Below are 17,238 nucleotides of genomic sequence, written 5' to 3'. Positions count from 1 at the left end.
GGGGCGATTCGTGCACGAATTGACGAGTTGGTTGTCCGGTACGGCCGATCCGCGTACGTTTCCCTACCCGGCGGTGCTGCGCGAATTCCATGAGGTCGGCAAACACTTCGTCGAAAAGGAGCTCCTCGCCCTGCTCGACGAGAGCCGGGCGAGAGTTGCCGGCGCGTCGGCGGCCGTCGGCGACGCGCGGCGGTTGACCGACTTCCTCGACGTGGCGCTCGACAAGTGGGACGGCCGCTACGACTACCGCAGCTACCTGGCCCTGCGCCTGCTCCGGCTGCCCTGCGGCGCGGACGACCCGCCACCGGCCGGGGACGACGCCACCGCGCGGCGCGCCCGTGACCGGCTGTTCGTCCGCCTGGTCGCCGACGCCCTGGCCTTCGAGTTGGCCGCCGCCGCCCACGCCACCGACCTGCTCCCCCAGCAGCGTCCGGGGCCGACCGTGGTCACCAAGCGCTGCCGCCTCGGCGTCCGGGCCGCCCTCCCCGCGCTGGCCCGCCTCGGCGTGGCCGGGGCGGTGGGCGACGGCGAGCCGGCGACAGCCGCCGCCGCGCTGCGCGCCGTCGCCGCCGACCTCGCCGCCGACGGGGATCCGCCCCTGGGGCTGAGCATGTTGCCGGTTCACGTGACCCACGACGAATACCTGTTCATCCGCGTGCTCCAGGCGTACGAGTGTCTCTTCGCCGGGCTCGCGGACGAGCTGCGCGCCGCCGTCGCCGCGCTGGCCGGGAACGACCCCCGTCCGGCGGCCGAGCGGCTGCGGTACGCCGGCGACCTGCTCGCCACCGCGGGGCCGCTCTTCTCGCTGCTGGCCACCATGCAGGCGGAGTCGTTCCGGACGTTCCGGCAGTACACCGAGGGAGCCAGCGCCATCCAGTCCCGCTCCTACAAGCTCGTCGAGTCGCTCTGCCGTACGCCCGAAGAGGACCGGCTGGACTCGGTGGCCTACCGGTCGGTGCCGGAGGTGCGGGCCCGGGTGCGGGCCGGCCAGCCGACGGTCGACGAGGCGTACCGGTCGGCCGTGCGGGAGGGCCGGCTCGACGGCGCGGGCCGCGTGCTGCTGGCGCGGCGGATGGAGGCGTTCGCCGGGGCCCTGTTGCAGTGGCGGCGCACCCACCACCGGATCGCCACCCGGATGCTCGGTCCCCGCCACGGCACCGGCTACACGGAGGGCACGCCGTACCTGGCGGCGGTCCGCGCCGTGCCGGTCTTCACCGCCGTCACCACCGATTCCCGCCCGGTCGACCCGATCGGGGGCCGCAGCTCGTGAGCCGATCCGGTCCGGCATCCGGGCCTGACCTGCCCCGGTGTCTCGACGCTGCGGCACACGCCGCGCTGCGCGCCGAGTTCCCGCTGCTGGAAACCTGTGTCTACCTGAACAACAACTCCACGGGCGCGGTGCCGAGGGGCGCCGAGCGGGTGCTGCACGACTACTGGGAGACGCTGCGCACCTGGCGGGACGACGTGTGGCAGGGCTGGCACGTCGGCCTCGACCGGTACGCCGACTCGGTCGCCGCGCTGATCGGCGCACCGCCGGGCAGCGTGGTCACCGACGCGAACCTGAGTGCCCTGCTCGCGCGGGTGGCGTCCTGCTTCGACTACCGCCCGCCTCGCGACCGGGTCGTCACCACCGACCTGGAATACCCGACGGTGCCGTTCGTCTTCCGGGCGTTCGGCCGCTACGGCGCCCGCCTCGACGTGGTCGGCGCCGGCGGCCCCCACCTCGACCAGGACGCCCTAGAGGCGCGCCTCGACGAGCGGACGCTGCTGGTGTGCGTGTCGCACGCCAGCTTCACCTCTGGCGCCACCGTCGACCTGCCCCGCCTGGTCGCCCGCGCCCACGACGTCGGCGCGCTGGTGGTGGTGGACGCCTTCCAGACCGTGGGGGTGGTGCCGATGGACGTCACCGCCCTCGGTGTCGATGTCGTCCTCGGCGGCGCGCACAAGTGGCTCTGCGGCGTCGGCACCGCCTTCCTCTACGTCCGCCCGGACCTGGTGCCGGAGCTGGAACCAGCCGCCACCGGCTGGCAGGCCGGCGACCGGGCGCTGACGTTCCAGCCGTCCACCGGCTGGGCGCCCGGTGCCCGACGGTTCGCCGGCGGTACGCCGTACCCGTTCACCTCCCTGGTCTCGCAGGTCGGCCTGGACCTGCTGGCCGGGATTGGCGCCGAGGCCATCCGGGGGCACTCGCTGGCCCTCACCCAGCGGGTCCTGGACCGGGCCCGCGAGGCCGGCATCGCCGTGGTCAGCCCCACCGAGCCGCACCGCCGCGGCGGCGTGGTGTGCCTGGACGTGCCCGACGGCGAGGCGGTGAAGCGGCGGCTGGCCGCCCGTGACCTGATCTGCAGTTGGCGCGGCTACCTGCGGGTCGGCCCGCACGTCTACAACACCCTCGACGAGGTCGACGCGTTCATGGACGCGCTGGCGAAGGAGCTGCACCGATGACCGTCACCCTCTCCCCGCGCGCCCTGATGAGCCTGCTCGCCAACGGCCCCAAGGCCATGGACGTGCTGGAGACGGCGTTCGGCATGGGTCTGCTCGACGCGCTGGAGCCCGGGCCGGTCCGCCTCGACGCGCTGGCCACCCGGTTCGGGGTACGCCCGCTGCGGCTCTACAAGTTCCTCGACTGCCTGGAGAGCCTGGGCTTCCTGAGGCGCGACGAGCCCGACGACGACATCGGCTCCACCAGCTACCGGCCCGTGCCGGGGCTGCGCGACGCGGTCGCCGCGGTGGTCGGCCCCGGCGCGGTCGAGCGTGACCGGGACCGCTACCCCTGGCGGCGGCTGCACGGCCGACTGCCCGAGAGCCTGCGCGGCCAGGTCAGCATCGGCGACGACGACTTCGCCTGGCCGCCGAAGACCGACGCCCAGACCGCCGACTTCGAACGCAGTATGGCCGTCGGGCTGGGACCGGTGATCGAGGCGGTACGGCGGCACGCCGGTCTGCTGTGGCCGGAGCGGCGTCGCCTGCTGGAGGTGGGCGGCGGCGACGGGACGCTCGCCGCGCACATCCTGGACACCGCGGCGGGCCTGCGGGCCGACGTGTACAACCTGCCGGCCGTGGCGCCGCTGGTGGCGGCCACCCGGGTCGCGCGGGGGCACGCCGAGCGGCTGGGGTTCGTCGGCGGCGACTTCCTGACCGAACCGCTGCCCCGGGGGTACGACGCGATGTCGTTCGTCCGGGTGCTGCACGACTGGCCGAACGAGGTGGCCCGCCGCCTGGTGGAGCAGGCGTACGCGGCGCTGGAGCCGGGCGGGCTGCTGCTGATCTGCGAGGAGTTCCGCACCCCGGACCGGCTGGCGATGCAGTTCTTCTGGAGCTACTTCCTGATCGGGGTGGACAGCTGCGTCAGCCGGCTGCGCGAGGCGGAGTTCTACACCAAGCTGCTCGCGGAGGTCGGCTTCGAACGGGTGGCGGTGCTGCCCGGTGCCTGGGAGTTGGTCGTGGCGTACAAGCCGACCCCGGCGGGCTGACCGGCCCGCCCGTACGCACCGGCCGCGCACGCTGCGTCAGCGCCGCCTCCCCGCCCGGCGGACCGACGGCCGGCACCGAGAGCGGGCGACCCCGAGCGCCCCCGGACGAGGCATTGACGCTCGACAGCGGCCCGACTAGCGTGCCTTCTCACCACGGCGTCAACCTGCGATGACACCGGGTGAGTGTGGGAGGCAATGTGAGATCAAGAGTCCTGATGGCCTCGCTGGTGGCGGCGAGCTGCACCCTGGTCGCCGCACCGGCTGCGGCGGCACCCGCGTCCACGCCGTCCGCACCGGTGAGCGCGGCGTCCGCCGCGCCCGGCGTCCGGCCCGTGCCGGGCGAGTACATCGTCCGGCTGCGCCCGGGCGCCGACCCGCGCGGCCTCGCCCGTGCCCTGTCGGTCAACCCGCGGTTCGTCTACGAACGGGCCGTCAACGGCTTCGCCGCGGAGCTGACCGCCGGGCAGGTGCAGGCGCTGCGCCGCGATCCCGCGGTGCTCGGCGTCGAGCAGGACGCCTGGCTCGACGACGTCGCCGAGGGCACCCAGACCAACCCGCCGTCCTGGGGTCTGGACCGGATCGATCAGCGCACGCTGCCGCTGTCCAACAGCTACACCACGACCGCCACCGGCTCCGGTGTGCACGCCTACGTCATCGACTCGGGCATCGATGTGACCCACCCCGACTTCGAGGGCCGGGCCAGCTTCGACTACAACGCCATCGACCGGCGCAACACCGACTGCGACGGGCACGGCACCCACGTCGCCGGCACGATCGGCTCGAAGACGTACGGGGTCGCCAAGGGCGTCCGGCTGCACGCCGTGAAGATCCTCAACTGCCAGGGGTCGGGCAAGACCTCGGCCACCATCGCCGCGATCGACTGGGTGACCGCCAACGCGGCGAAGCCGGCGGTGGCGAACACGTCGTGGAACTGGACCTACTCCGACACGCTGGCGACCGCGATCACCGGGATGATGAACTCCGGCGTCTTCCTGGCCACCTCGGCGGGCAACACCGGCGCGGACTCCTGCGACCGGCTGCCCCGGGCGGTGACCGCCGCGGTGGCCGTCGCCGCGTCGACCAACACCGACGCCCGGGCCAGCTACTCCTCGATCGGCGCCTGCGTCGACCTCTACGCCCCCGGCTCGGCGATCCTGTCGACGCAACCGAACAACACCACCGCCGTCTTCAACGGCACCTCGATGGCCACCCCGCACGTGCCGGCCACCCCACCACGTTGTCGCAGGCCCCGGCCCGCCACTTCCCGATCAGTCGAACCGACGGCCGTAGGGCCGCCCGCCGCGCCACCGCGACTCGTGCCGACGAGGAGGACGGCTGCCGTGAGCCACGTGCACTCCGTACCGGTGCGGGTTCAACCCGAGCCGTGCGAGACGATCGTCAGCCTCCCGCATCCGCGACTGCGGCCGTACGTCGTGGGTTACGCGGGCTTCCGGTCCGGCTCGGGAGCCGCCGTACGGCACCGGGTGCTGCCGATGAACCTGGCCACGATGATCATCGACTTCGCCGGGCCGAGCAGGGTGATCACCGGGCCCAGGGGTGGGCCCACCGTCCACGAGCAGACGGCGTGGGGGGACGGCGTCTCCATCGGCTTGACGCCGGCCGGAGCGACCGCGCTCCTCGGCGTGCCGATGCGGGAGATGACCGGCGGCACCTTCCGGCTCGCGGAGCTCCTCGGCGACCGCGAGGCGGAGTTGGCCGAGCGGCTCGGGGAGGCGCCGGACTGGCCGTCGTGGTTCCGGTTGCTGGACGAGCACCTCACCGCGCGGCTCGTCACGGACACGCGAACGGACAGGCTGACGACGCACGCGTGGTGGCGACTCCAGCAATCCGCGCACCGGCTCCGGATCAGCGCCCTGGCCGACGAACTCGGCGTCAGCCGGCGCACCCTCGAACTCCGGTTCCAGCGGCAGATCGGCCTGTCGCCCAAAACGGTCGCCAGGATCGCTCGCTTCCAGCGCGCCGTACACATGCTCACCCGGTCCGCCGGCCTGCCACGGACGGCGGTCGATTGCGGGTACGCGGACCAGTCGCACTTCAACCGTGAGGTCCGCGCCATGTCCGGCCTGACGCCGACCGAGCTGTGCGCATTCCTTCAATACCGGGAGTCCGCTGCTGGGTAGCGTCCCCGGCATGAGGCTCACCGGCAGGACAGCGCTCGTGACCGGCGGTTCCCGGGGGATCGGCCGGGCGATCGTGCGTCGACTCCACCGCGAAGGCGCGACGGTCGTGTTCACGTACAAGGAGAACCAGGCGGCTGCCGACGAACTCGTCAGCCAACTCGCCGGCACGGTCGCCGTCCGCGCCGACCAGGAGGACGTCACCAGCATCAGGGCGATGTTCCAACCGGTTCGCGACGGCCTGGACATTCTCGTCAACAACGCCGCCGTCAACCCCCGGGTGCCGATCGCGGACCTCACCGAGGACGAGTTCGACCGCGTGTTGACGGTCAACACCAAGTTCCCCGTGCTGGCCATCCGCGAGGCGGCGCCGGTGCTGCGCGACAACGGCCGCATCATCAACATCTCCACCCTCAACACGGTGGTGCCGGCGCCCGGGCACTCCCTCTACTGCGCCAGCAAGGCCGCGCTCGAACAGTTCACCGCCGTCGCCGCACGGGAGTTGGGCGGCCGTGGCATCACCGTCAACACGGTCTCGCCCGGCGCGACCGAGACCGACCTGCTCCGGGCCGTCAACCCGCCGGAGGCCCTGGCCCGGACCGCCGCCGTCACCGCGTTGCAACGGCTCGGCCAGCCCGACGACATCGCGGCCGTGGTCGCCTTCCTCGCCGGGCCCGACGCGCAGTGGATCACTGGCCAGAACATCCGCGCGACGGGCGGGCTGCTCGTCTGAACCTCGTCCGGGCCGATGCGGGTGACCGTCGGGACGCGGGCCGCGACGGCGGGCGCGGCCCGCGTCTGTCCACTGAGGAGCGACGGGGCGGCGGTCCCTGGCCCGTGCCCTGTAGCGTGTGACGCACTCTGGCAGAACCGCCCGGCGCCCCTCGGCCCCGGGCACGGGACACCTGACGTGAGGGCGCGCATGACGGCCGCCGACTTCGGCGTCAACCCGACCACCGCGACCAGCCCGGAGCAGTACGTCATACTGCTGCGTCGCATCCGCGACCAGTCCGGCCTCGCCTACCGCGAGATCGCCCGCCGCGCGCAGCGCAACGGCGACGTGCTGCCGGCGAGCACCCTGGCGACGATGCTGGGCCGTCCGACGCTGCCCCGCCGCGATCTGGTGTCGGCCCTGCTGCGGGCCTGCGGCGTGCCGGACGAGCGCGCGGCGGAGTGGCTGACGGTGTGGGGCCGGCTGGCCGCCGCCCGCACGACGGCGAGGCCACCGACGGCCACAACATCGAGCCGGCCCGGACACGTGCCGGTCGCCCCGGCCGCCCGCACCACCGGCCCGAGCGGGCCCGTCGCCGCGCGGGACGCCCGGACCACCGGCCCGAGCGGTCCCGTCGCCGGGCCGGGCGCGGAGGGTCTCGGGCCGGCATCACACCCGCAGCGCTCCGCCGCCCTACGCCTGATCCCCGCACCCGGCGGGACCGGGACGGCCGGTCCGGCACGGGGACGGGGCGGCGCCTCCGGCGCAGGGCGGGACCGGGCCGTGTTGCGTGGTTTGCCGTCACCGGCCGCCGACGAGGCGCGGCCGGCGGACGGGGGGTCAGGCGCGCCGGTTCCCTATCAGCTGCCACCAGCGCCGCCGTTGATGGTCGGCCGCTCGGCGGAAATCGACCGGCTGCTCGCGGCGACGGAGACCGACGCCGCGGTGTGTTTGGTCGAGGGTGCCGGCGGTGTCGGCAAGTCCGCGCTCGCGCTGCACGTCGCGCACCGGATCGTCGGGCGTTACGACGGCGGCTGCCTCTACGCGGACCTGCGCGGGGCCACCGACGGCATCGCGGCGGCCGAGCCCGCGGACGTGGTGGGCCGGTTCCTGCGGGCGCTGGGCGCACCCGCCGTCCCCGCCTCGCTCGACGAGGCGTCGGCGTTGCTGCGCACCTGGACCGCCGAACGGGGCGTGCTCGTGGTGCTGGACAACGCCGCGTCGGCGGCGCAGGTCCGACCGCTCCTGGCCAGCGGGCCCGGCTGCACCACGATCATCACGAGCCGGTGGATGCTCCCCGACCTGGACACGACCGCCCGGATCCGCCTCGACCCATTACCCGACGACGCGGCGCACGCCCTGCTCGCCGGGCTCACCGGCGCCCAACGCGTGCAGGCGGAGCCGGCCGCCGCGGCGACGGTGGTCCGCCGGTGCGGCGGGTTGCCGCTGGCGTTGCGCATCGTCGGCGCCCGCGCCGCGGCCCGGCCGGACGCTCCACTCACCGGCCTCGCCGAGCGGATCGACGACGAGGGCATGCGGCTGGACGTCCTGGAGGTCGGTGACCTGTCCGTACGGGCCAGCCTGCACCTGGGCTACCAGGCGTTCGGGGACGCGCGGCAGGGCGAACGCCGGCAGGCGGCCCGGCTCTTCCGGCTCGCCGCGCTGCCGGACTGGACGCACGTCACGTCGTACGGCTGCGCGGCGCTGGCCGATCTGCCGGTCGCCGCGGCGGAGCGGGCGCTGGACGCGTTGGTCGACGCGCACCTGATCGAGTCGGCCGGGGGCGACCGCTACCGCTTCCATGACGTCGTCCGGCTCTACGCCCGCGAGCGGGCGCAGGCGACCGACGACCCGTCCCAGCGGGCGGAGGCCCTCGGCAGGCTGACCACGTGGCTGCTCGCGGCCACCACCCGCGCTGCCCGGCTGCTCTATCCCGACGACCGGTTCGGCATCGACGAGCCGGCCGGCCCGGCGCGCCCCGGCCCGCCGCTCGGCGACACCGCCGACGCGTGGGCGTGGTTCGAGCGGGAGCACACCAACCTGTTGCTGATAGCCCGCCAGCAGACGGCGGCCGGACGGACCCTCACCGAGGTCCGCGACCTGGCTCTCGTGGCGGCCAAGTTCCTCGACTACGCCGGGCACATCGCCGAGCAGCAGCAGTTCGGCCACCTCGCCTTCGCGGCGGCGAGCCGAAGTGACGACCGCTCGGGCGCGGCGTCCGGGCTCAACATCGCCGCAGTCGCGCTGCTGCGCCAGGGCCGGCTCGACGAGGCGATCCCGATCCTGGAGCAGTGCCTGGCCGTCCAGCGCGAACTCGGCGACCGGAGCCGGGAGGCCGCCATCCTGAACAACCTCGGAAACGCCCTGCGCGACAGCGGCGACCTCGCCGGCGCCCTGCACCACCTCCAGGCGGCCCTGGTCATCCGGCGGCAGCTCGGCCAGCGGCACAAGGAGGGATTGGTGCTCGACAACCTGGCCCTGGTGTACCAGCGCCTCGGCGACTACTCGCGGGCCATCGCCTGTCACGAGGCGGGGCGCGCCGTCGCCGACGGCGGCACCGATCCGCTACGCGAGGCCCAGGCGCTGGTGAACTTCGCCGAGACGCTGCGGGCCTCCGGTGACCACCGGGCGGCGATCGGCCGGGCCGCCGAGTCGCTGGAGATCTGCCGACGCTACGAGCACCAGCGGGGCATCGGCCTGGCGTTGCAGGTGTTGGGCGACGCCCACGCGGGCCTGGGACACCTCGCCGTGGCGCGCCGGCACTGGCGGGAGGCCCTGGACCGGCTCGACGGGCTGGACCCGCAGGCGTGCGCCCGGCTGCGCGCCGCCCTGGCACCGGCCACGCCTCCCGCTGGACCGCGCTGACGGGGCAGCCCGCGGGGTGTCGAAGCCAGCCCGGGGCGCCCCGGCCGCATGCGAGGCCGGCCGGGGCGACGTGCGTCCGACGGCTGCCGGGCCGGCGCTCGCCTGGTCAGCAGCGTATCCGTGGTGCCAGCCGACTGTCGGCGGGGCCGCCGCGGTCCAGGTAGGTCGACGCGGCGAAGGCCAGGAAGCGTTCCGCGTCGGCCGCGGTCGAGGCCAGACCGAAGGAGACGCGTACCGCCCCGCCGGTCGGCAGCCCCAGCGCGGCGAGGTGCTCATCGATCGTCTCGGCCTGCGCGAGGACCGTACGGCGCAGGGAGCCCCGGCTGATCCCGAAGGCGGCCTCGGCCGCGCCCGGGTTGCAGAAGCACCCCGTACGCAGGGCGAAGCCGGCCGCCGACGCTTCGCGTGCGACGAGCCGCTCGTCGACGAGCGAGCCGTCCGGGTAGCGGAAGTTGAACGCCACGGTGCCGCCCCGGGCATCGCCCGTCGACGGCCCGTAGACCCGGACCAGCGGCCGGCCGTTACGGTGCCGCAACGCGGTCAGTCGCTCCAGCAGCCACCCGGTGAGCAGGCCGACCCGGGTGTGGACGAGGTCGACGCCGATCGAGTCGAGCCAGCGCAGCCCGAACTCCACGTCCGGGATGCTGAGGAAGTTGAGCGTGCCGTCCTCGAAGCCCGACTCGTCCCCCATCGGCTGGTGCCAGTCGCCCTGAACGCTCACCGCCCGGATGGTGCCGCCGGCGAACCAGGGGCGGCGCAGCCGGGTCAGCGCGTCGCGCCGGGCCAGCAGCGCCCCCACCCCGGTGGGGTAGCCGAAGAGCTTGTACCAGCTCAGGCAGACGAAATCCGGGCGGACGACGCTCAGGTCCAGCCGGTTCGTCGGGGCGAACGCGGCGGCGTCGAGCAGCACGGCGTACCCGTGCTGCTGGGCCAGGTCCACCCACCGCAGCGGATGCTGCACCCCGGTGAAGTTGCTCTGTGCCGGGTACGCGAAGAGCCCCGACGCGCCGGACCTGCGCCACCGGGGACGCCCGGCCGGCCCGCCCCGGCCGGCGGCCAGCGCCGCGACCACGTCGGGTTCGGCCACCCGCAGGTCCGGCCCGGTCAGCGGCACGTAGCGGACCGGCGCGCGGGCCGCGCGGGCGTACTCCCGGATGCCGTTGACGGAGTTGTGGTTGTCCCACGTCAGCACGAGCGGGCAGCCGGGGCCGAAGCCGTACGCCTCGCCCACCAGGCGGCAGGCGCCGCTGGCGTTCGGGGTGAAGACGACCGCGTACTCGGTCGGGTCGGCGCGGAAGAAGTCGAGCACCGCGCGCCGGGCCGACTCGACCAGCGAACCGGCCGCCTCGGAGGTGGGGTTCTCCGAGTGCGGGTTGCTGTACAGGCCCGAGAGCAACCGGTCCTGGTGGGCGACGACCTGTGCCCGTGCGGCCACCCCGGACCCCGCGTAGTCGAGGTAGGTCCGGCCGTCGCGGTCGAGGTGCCGGTACTCGGTGGCGCGCAGCTCGTCGATCCGGGCGGTGCTCGCGTACGCGGCGGTCGCGGCGACCCGTGCGCCCGGTGTGGCGGGTGCCCGCTCCTCAGTTGTCATGTGGGGTGCGGCCGATCCGGCTCAGGGCGCGCCGGTCGAGTTTGCCGTTGGGCAGGGTGGGCAACCGCTCCACCCGCTCGAACACGGTGGGAACGGCCACGGCGGGCAGCCGGTCGAGCAGGTGGGCGCGCAGGGCTTTCTGCTCCACCGGTTCGGCGCAGACGACGAAGGCGACCCCCTGGTAGGGGACGGCGACGCCGGCCAGGAGCACCGCCGGGTGGGACATCAGGGCGTGCTCGATCTCGGCCGGTTCGATGCGCATGCCGCCGACCTTGAGCTGCTCGTCGACGCGTCCGTGGTAGCGGAGCAGGCCGTCGGCGCCCATGCTGACCCGGTCGCCGGTGCGGTACACCGGCCCGCCGGACACCACCCCGGGCGAGCAGACGCACAGCTCGCCGTCGTCGATCGAGATCGTCGTGCCGGGGATGGGACGGCCGATGGGCACCGGGTCCTCGCCCGCGGCGCATCTGTGCACGGTGCTCCAGACGGTGCATTCGGTGGGGCCGTACTCGTTGTAGAGCGTCGCGTGCGGCATGCGCTCGTAGTGCAGGTCGACCAGGCCGGGCGGGCAGCTCTCCCCGGCCACGATCACGGTGGTCAGGCTGGGCACCGGCGAGCGCAGCACCAGCCGGTACAGGGACGGCACCATCAGGGTGTGGGTGGGCCGGTGCAGGGCGCCGGCGCGGATCAGCGCCCGCACGTCGAACGGCCGGTCGCTCGGGATGACCAGGGTGCCGCCCGTGCACAGCGTCCAGTAGACGCCCGCCACGGAACTGTCGAACGAGATCGACGAGCACAGCAGGAACCGCTTCGGCGGGCGACCGTAGTACTCCAGCCGGGCGCCGGTCGAGTAGCTCAGCGCGGCCCGCGACACCGTGACCGCCTTCGGCACGCCGGTGGAGCCGCTGGTGAACAGCGTGTACGCGTCGGGCCCGTCCCGCCAGCCGCAGCGCGCCGGACGCAGGGACGCCAGCAGGCTCTCGGTGAGCACGACGCGGGCACCGCTGCCCGCGGCCATCAGTTCGCGGCGGGCCGCCGGGAAGGCAACGTCGATGGGGACGTACCGCGCGCCCGCCCGCAGTACGCCGAGCATGGCCACGATGGCCCAGCGCGACAGCCGGGTCCGCACGATCACCGGCTCCCCGACGGCCACTCCCCGCTGCTGCAGGTGCACGGCGACCGCGCCGCTCAAGCCCTCCAGGTCCGCGTACGTCAGGGTCTGCTCGGGATCGATCACGGCCGGCGCCTCCCGGCGGGAGCGCAGTTGCGCGGCCAGTGCCTCGGGGATCATCGCCGCCCGGCCACGACCGGCATCCGCTTGATCCCGCCCAGCCAGGTCGACCGTACGCGCTCGACCTCGCCGGCAGGCTCGAAGGACGCGAAGGTGGCGAACAGTTCCTCGAAGAAGATGCGCAACGTCAGCCTGGCGACGGCCGCCCCCAGGCAGTAGTGCCGCCCGTCCCCGAAGGCCAGATGCCGGTTCGGGTGGCGGTCCATGTCCAGCGTGTCGGCGTCGGGGAAGACGCTCTCGTCGCGGTTCGCCGACCCGAGCCACACCACGACGGCGTCGCCCGCCGCGACGCGGACGCCGCCGAGCGTGGTGTCCCGCGTCGCCAACCGCATGAAGTGCCCGGCCGGCGAGGTGAACCGCAGCGCCTCCTCCACCGCGCGGCCGACCCGCTCGGGTCGCCGGGCCCAGTGCGCGTACCGGCCGGTGCGGATCAGCTCGGCCAGGGCCGCACGGGGCACGTGCGGGATGGCGGCGCTGCCGCCGAGGAGCAGGCTGTAGCAGTTGGCCACGACCGCGCCGGGGCGCAGCGGCATGGACCCCAGCAGGTCCACCAGGTCCCCGCGCGGGCGCCGCCGGTGCTCCAGCACCAGGTTGAGCAGGTACGCGAACAGTTCCCGGTGCCCGCGGTCGAGGGTCGCGGAGGGACCGTCCGGCAGCATGACCTCCGGGTCGTGCTCGGCCACCGACATGGACACCCACCGGGCCAGGGCGGGCCAGTCGGCGGCCGGGATGCCCATCAGCGGCCCCAGGAAGGCCAGCGGCAGGGCGGCGGTGAGTTCGGCGAAGTCCAGGACCCCACCGGCGGGGCGGAGCATCTCCCGTACGAAGGAACGGATGGCCGGCGCGTGCCGCGCCACCGCACGCGTGGTCATCTCGCGTTGCAGCGGCCCCCGGATGAGGCCGTGCCGCGGCGGGTCGGTCGCCGCGAACTGCTGGTTCTGCGCCGGCTCCGGCCGGCCGAGCATGTTGAGCATCACCCCGCCGGTGGAGGTGAACCTGGCATGGTCGGCCAGGACGGTTCTGGCATCGGCGTGGCGGGTGACCGCCCAGAAGCCCGACCTGCCCTCGACCGGCTGCCAGCGGACGGGTTCCCACCGGCGCAGCGCCCGCCAGACGGCGTGCGGGTCGCCGGCGCCGTGCAGGGCTGGGTCGGCGAGGTCGACCCGGCCCGGGGGCCGGGTGTGGCCGCACGGTGGGGTTCTCATGCGGCCAGTACCTCGTCGACCAGCTCGGCGATGGTCGGCTTGAGGAACAGCACCGCGGCGTCGACCTCGACGCCGAGCTGCTCGTAGAGGTCCATCAGCAGGTCGGCGGCGAGCAGCGAGTCGCCGCCGAGGGCGAAGAAGTCGTCCTCGACACCCACTGGCGTGACGTTCAGCTTCTCGCTCCAGAGCCGGGTCAGCATCGACTCAAGCTCGGTTCGCGTCGGCACGGATATCCTCCCAACTGTCGATGAACCGCCGTGTCAGGGCATGCATCTCGGCCTCGCGGTACGAGCGGCGGTACCGCAGGCAGGCGGTGTAGGCGCCGCCCGCTCCCGGCTCGAGCCAGAACGCCAGCCCGTTGATGGGCAGCACCGGCCCGCCCAGCCCGAGCCCGGCGGGGATCGTCAGCGGCTCGATCCCAGCGCCGTCCAGCACCTGGATGACCTCGAACTGGGCCAGGCCCGGTCCGCCGTCGGCGAACAGCGCATCAGCCTGCGGCACCGCGTCCAGCAGCAGCGGAAACGGAATCTCGTGCGCGTACGCCTCGGCGAACGCGCGGTGCGCCGCGCCCACCGTCGGCGTGCCGAGCCGCACCGGCAGCACGTTCATGTACAGCCCCACGGTGTCCCAGTCGGAGCGCTGCCGGCCGTGGGTCAGCACCGGAACGACGGCCTCGCCGGGGCACAGCGGGCCGAGGGCCCGCGCGAACGCGGTGAGCAGGACGACGAACGGCGTGCTGCGCACGGTCCGGGCGACCGCCGCCGCCTGGTCCTGGGTGATGCCGCTCGGCGTCCTGATCTCGGCGGTGCCGGCTTCGCTGCCCGTGCCCTGGGCGAGGGCCGGTACGTCGGCGAGCATCCGGTGCCAGAACGGCACGGACCGGGTCACCCGCCGGGGCGCGTAGGTCGACCCGCTGTCGTGGTACGAAGGCGCCGGGCCGGTCTGCGGCTTCAGCACCTCGCGGAGCAGCAGCCGCATCGACCACGGGTCGGAGACGGTGTGGTGCGCCACGAGCAGCAGTTCCCGCCCGGCCAGGTACGCCCAGAGCAGGCACCGCGCGTCGGGCGGGTACCGGCCGGCGGCGGCCGCAGCCCACACGTCGTCGACCGTGCGCAGCGGCACCGGCGCCGCACCCAGCACGGGATGCCGGGCCACGACCGCGTCCAGGGCCCGCCGCAGGGCGGCCGGGTCGGGCTCCGCGGGCAGCCGGGCCGCGCCCAGCGCCACGAACCGGTCGATGTCCGCCGGCCCGCCCGCCCAGGACAGGATCCGCTGTCCGAACGGCTGGTCATCCACCTCGTACACCTCCCATGGCCGTCCCGGCCGTGTCGACCGGCGCCCGCCCGTGCGGTGCCGGGAGTCTTGTCGGCGGTTGCCCGGCGTCCGGCGCGACGGCGTCGTCCGGGAGGTCACGCCACCGCCGCAGCGGCGAGAAGTAGAGCAGCAGGCCGGACGCCCACACTCCGGCGGCCGCGATCCACAGCGTCGGGCGCACCCCCAGCCAACTGCCCAGCAGCCCGCCCGCCAGGGCACCCACCGGCATCACCCCGAAGATCACCCACCGGACCGAGGCAGTCATCCTGCCCAGCAGGTCCGGCGGGCAGACCCGCTGCCGGTAGCTGACCGCCGCCGCGTTGTAGACGGCGAAGACCGCCCCCAGTCCCGCCATGCCGGCCGTGTAGGCGACCGCGCCCCACCCGGGCTGGGCGATTGGTACGAGCAACACCGTCCAGCCGAGCCCCAGCGGAGCGATCCAGATGATCCGGGCGGTGCCCACCAGCCGCGCCAACCGCGCGGACACCAGGCCGCCGCCGATCCCACCCAGCGTGGTCAGGGCCAGCACCACACCGACCATGTGCTCGCTCAGGCGGAGGTCGCGCACCAGGTACAGGACCGCCAGCGCGAAGATCATCTGACTGAACAGGTTGAGCGACGCCGAGGCCGCCACCAGCCTGGGCATGATCGGGTGGCGGAACACGAAGGACAGCCCGGCGGCCAGCTCGCGGCGGAAGTCCCGCCGCCGCGCCGCGGCCGGCGGCTGCTCCGGACGGCGGATCAGCAGGAGGGACACGGCGTTCACCAGGTAGGCGAGCGCGTCGATCCCCGCGGTTCGCGCCACGCCCAGCGCCGACACCAGCGCGCCGCCCGCGCCGTATCCGGCGATCCGCGAGACCGAGTACGTGGTCGCCAGCTTGCCGTTGGCGTCGAGCAGTTGGTTCCCGGCGACGACCGACGGAAGGAAGCTCTGGTGCGCGGTCTCGTACAGCACGGTGCAGACGCTGGACAGCAGCGCCACGATCCACAGCTGCGCCATCGTGACCCAGCCGGCCCAGGCGCCGGCGGCGACGGTGGCCACCAGCGCGGCCCGTACGAGGTGACAGGCCACCATGACGCGGCGTTTGCGCATCCGGTCCACCCACACCCCGGCGGGCAGGGAGAGGAACAGGTAGGCGACCATCCGGGTGGCACTGAGGACGCCGACCTCCACGGCGGAGGCGTCCAGGACGGTGACGGCCAACAGCGGGATGGCCAGCATCGAGACGGCGTCGCCGACCTCGCTGAGGGTCCGGCCCGACCACAACACCATGAAGTCACGGTGTCGCCAGAGGCTGCCGCTCATGCCGCGTCCTTGACCGCGCGCAGCAGCAGGTCGGTCATGGTGGTCAGGAAGCGTTCCACCTCGGCGCGCCCGTACCCGTCGCGCATCACCCGCACGGTGAGCTGCACGTGGGGATGCACCCAGGCCATCAGGTAGAAGCTGGCCCCGCTGTACGCGCGGGGCGGGAGGAACTCGACACGCCCGGGGACCACCTCGGACGACGCGGGACCGGCGTCGGCCGGCGCCGGAATGAAGGTGAAGAAGCTGCCGTGGTCGAAGTCCATGGGTGCGACGGCGAACGGGTCGTACACGCCGTGCTGCATGGCACGCACCGCCGCGACGTTGATCTCACGGGCCAGCGGGCGCAGCGGCCCGTCGGGGTCGCAGGCGGCGAGCATGGGCACCCACTGGGTCATGGACGACACCAGGCGCCGCACTGCGGGATCCAGCCGGTTCGCGGCCAACTGCCACAGCAGTTGGTCGGTCCGACCCGTGGTCGCGGCCAGCGCCTGCGCGTAGACCGTGAGCAGCAGGGTGGGCAGGGTGACCCGCAGGTTTCGTGCCGCGTGGCGAACCGCGTCGTACGGGATGCCGGTGTGCGCGCGAGCCCGTACCAAAGGGCCCCGGGACACCGGCAACCGCGGTGCCGCCGCGACGATCCGCTGGCGGTATTCGCCGGCCGCGGCGAGCCGGGTCCGGAACGCGTTGCCGCGCTGGCGTTCGGCCAGCTCGCGGGGTGCGGGGGCGGCGGCGGGGCGTTCTCCGCGCAGCAGGCCGTGGAAGTCGGACTCCAGGATCCGCGTCGCCGCGCCGTCGGCGGCGATGTGGTGGATCACCAGATGAACCTGCGGCGACCCGCCGCCGTCGGGAGTACGCACCCGGGCCCGCCACGCCGGCTGGGCGGCCAGGTCGAACGGCTCCCGCGCGGACGCCTCGTCGAACGGCACGAGCGGGTCGCGCAGGACGACCTGCCGCACCGCGCCGGGCTCGTCGGCCGGGCGGTAGACGGTGCGCAGCGACTCGTGCCGCACCGCCAGCGCGGTGAGCGCGTGCCGCACCTGCTCCTCGGTGGTCCCGGTCGGCGTCGACCAGGTGAGGTCCTGGTTGGACTCCCACAGCTGCTCCGGGGGGCGCACCGAGAGAGCTCGCCACATGGAGAGCTGGCCCATGGTGAGCGGGTAGCCACCCTGACTGCGCATGACTCCTCCAGGCGTCGCGGGGGTGGGTGGTCACCTCGCGGCGACCACCCACCGTCATCGGCGTGTCTCAGGCAGTGCAGTCGTCCTTCCGCATCGCCCGCACCTCCTCTCGTCAGAGCGGTCGACGTCCTCCGGCCACCAGGTGGGATCCGGAGGCGCGTCGCC

General features: G+C 74.1%; 13 protein-coding genes. 6 read left to right on the top strand and 7 right to left on the bottom strand.

The features are described from left to right. The first annotated feature begins 10 nt into the window (after window positions 1-10). From ACSNOB_RS02910 to ACSNOB_RS02885, 6 genes are all read left to right on the top strand, one after another. Entirely contained in the window at window positions 11-1,270 is a 1,260-nt protein-coding gene (locus tag ACSNOB_RS02910) for a tryptophan 2,3-dioxygenase family protein (protein ID WP_436685018.1), read from the top strand. Next, window positions 1,267-2,445, top strand: a complete 1,179-nt coding sequence (locus tag ACSNOB_RS02905; RefSeq protein WP_436685017.1) for an aminotransferase class V-fold PLP-dependent enzyme — start codon at window positions 1,267-1,269, stop codon at window positions 2,443-2,445. Before ACSNOB_RS02910 ends, ACSNOB_RS02905 begins: the two co-directional genes overlap by 4 nt. After that, complete coding sequence (locus ACSNOB_RS02900) at window positions 2,442-3,473, top strand: methyltransferase (RefSeq protein ID WP_436685016.1); 1,032 nt, start codon at window positions 2,442-2,444, stop codon at window positions 3,471-3,473. Before ACSNOB_RS02905 ends, ACSNOB_RS02900 begins: the two co-directional genes overlap by 4 nt. A gap of 197 nt (window positions 3,474-3,670) precedes the next feature. Beyond that, window positions 3,671-5,614, top strand: a complete 1,944-nt coding sequence (locus ACSNOB_RS02895) for a S8 family serine peptidase (RefSeq protein ID WP_436685015.1) — start codon at window positions 3,671-3,673, stop codon at window positions 5,612-5,614. Window positions 5,615-5,624: 10 nt separating this feature from the next. Then, window positions 5,625-6,344 (top strand): SDR family oxidoreductase, encoded by a 720-nt coding sequence (locus tag ACSNOB_RS02890; RefSeq protein ID WP_436685014.1) that lies wholly within the window; start codon window positions 5,625-5,627, stop codon window positions 6,342-6,344. A 189-nt stretch (window positions 6,345-6,533) separates the two neighbouring features. Further along, on the top strand, window positions 6,534-9,188 hold the full coding sequence (locus ACSNOB_RS02885) for a tetratricopeptide repeat protein (protein WP_436685013.1): 2,655 nt from the start codon (window positions 6,534-6,536) through the stop codon (window positions 9,186-9,188). Between the two features lie 106 nt (window positions 9,189-9,294). Here ACSNOB_RS02885 and ACSNOB_RS02880 read toward each other — a convergent pair whose 3' ends face one another. The 7 genes from ACSNOB_RS02880 to ACSNOB_RS02850 are packed head-to-tail and all read right to left on the bottom strand — an operon-like array spanning window position 9,295 to window position 17,073. Beyond that, window positions 9,295-10,779, bottom strand: coding sequence for an aminotransferase class V-fold PLP-dependent enzyme (locus tag ACSNOB_RS02880; protein WP_436685012.1), 1,485 nt, complete (start codon window positions 10,777-10,779; stop codon window positions 9,295-9,297). Next, the gene (locus ACSNOB_RS02875; RefSeq protein WP_436685011.1) at window positions 10,769-12,070 is read right to left on the bottom strand and encodes an amino acid adenylation domain-containing protein; all 1,302 of its coding nucleotides are present in this window, start codon (window positions 12,068-12,070) and stop codon (window positions 10,769-10,771) included. The genes ACSNOB_RS02880 and ACSNOB_RS02875 overlap by 11 nt, the downstream gene beginning before the upstream one ends. Next, a complete protein-coding gene (locus ACSNOB_RS02870) occupies window positions 12,067-13,275 on the bottom strand; it encodes a cytochrome P450 (RefSeq protein ID WP_436685010.1) in 1,209 nt (402 codons plus the stop codon). Before ACSNOB_RS02870 ends, ACSNOB_RS02875 begins: the two co-directional genes overlap by 4 nt. Continuing rightward, window positions 13,272-13,502: a phosphopantetheine-binding protein gene (locus ACSNOB_RS02865; protein WP_436685009.1), complete on the bottom strand. Its 231-nt coding sequence runs from the start codon at window positions 13,500-13,502 to the stop codon at window positions 13,272-13,274. Before ACSNOB_RS02865 ends, ACSNOB_RS02870 begins: the two co-directional genes overlap by 4 nt. After that, window positions 13,480-14,571 carry a hypothetical protein gene (locus ACSNOB_RS02860; RefSeq protein ID WP_436685008.1) on the bottom strand — a complete coding sequence of 364 codons (1,092 nt, stop codon included), beginning with the start codon at window positions 14,569-14,571 and terminating at the stop codon, window positions 13,480-13,482. The genes ACSNOB_RS02865 and ACSNOB_RS02860 overlap by 23 nt, the downstream gene beginning before the upstream one ends. Next, window positions 14,564-15,895, bottom strand: a complete 1,332-nt coding sequence (locus ACSNOB_RS02855; RefSeq protein ID WP_436685007.1) for an MFS transporter — start codon at window positions 15,893-15,895, stop codon at window positions 14,564-14,566. The genes ACSNOB_RS02860 and ACSNOB_RS02855 overlap by 8 nt, the downstream gene beginning before the upstream one ends. Next, entirely contained in the window at window positions 15,892-17,073 is a 1,182-nt protein-coding gene (locus ACSNOB_RS02850; protein ID WP_436685006.1) for a condensation domain-containing protein, read from the bottom strand. The genes ACSNOB_RS02855 and ACSNOB_RS02850 overlap by 4 nt, the downstream gene beginning before the upstream one ends. Between the last annotated feature and the right edge of the window lie 165 nt (window positions 17,074-17,238).

The sequence above is a fragment of the Micromonospora sp. URMC 106 genome, from assembly GCF_051386395.1.
Lineage (GTDB): Bacteria > Actinomycetota > Actinomycetes > Mycobacteriales > Micromonosporaceae > Micromonospora.
The sequence above is the reverse complement of the archived record's forward strand: the minus strand, read 5'-3'. Positions and strand labels throughout refer to the sequence as shown.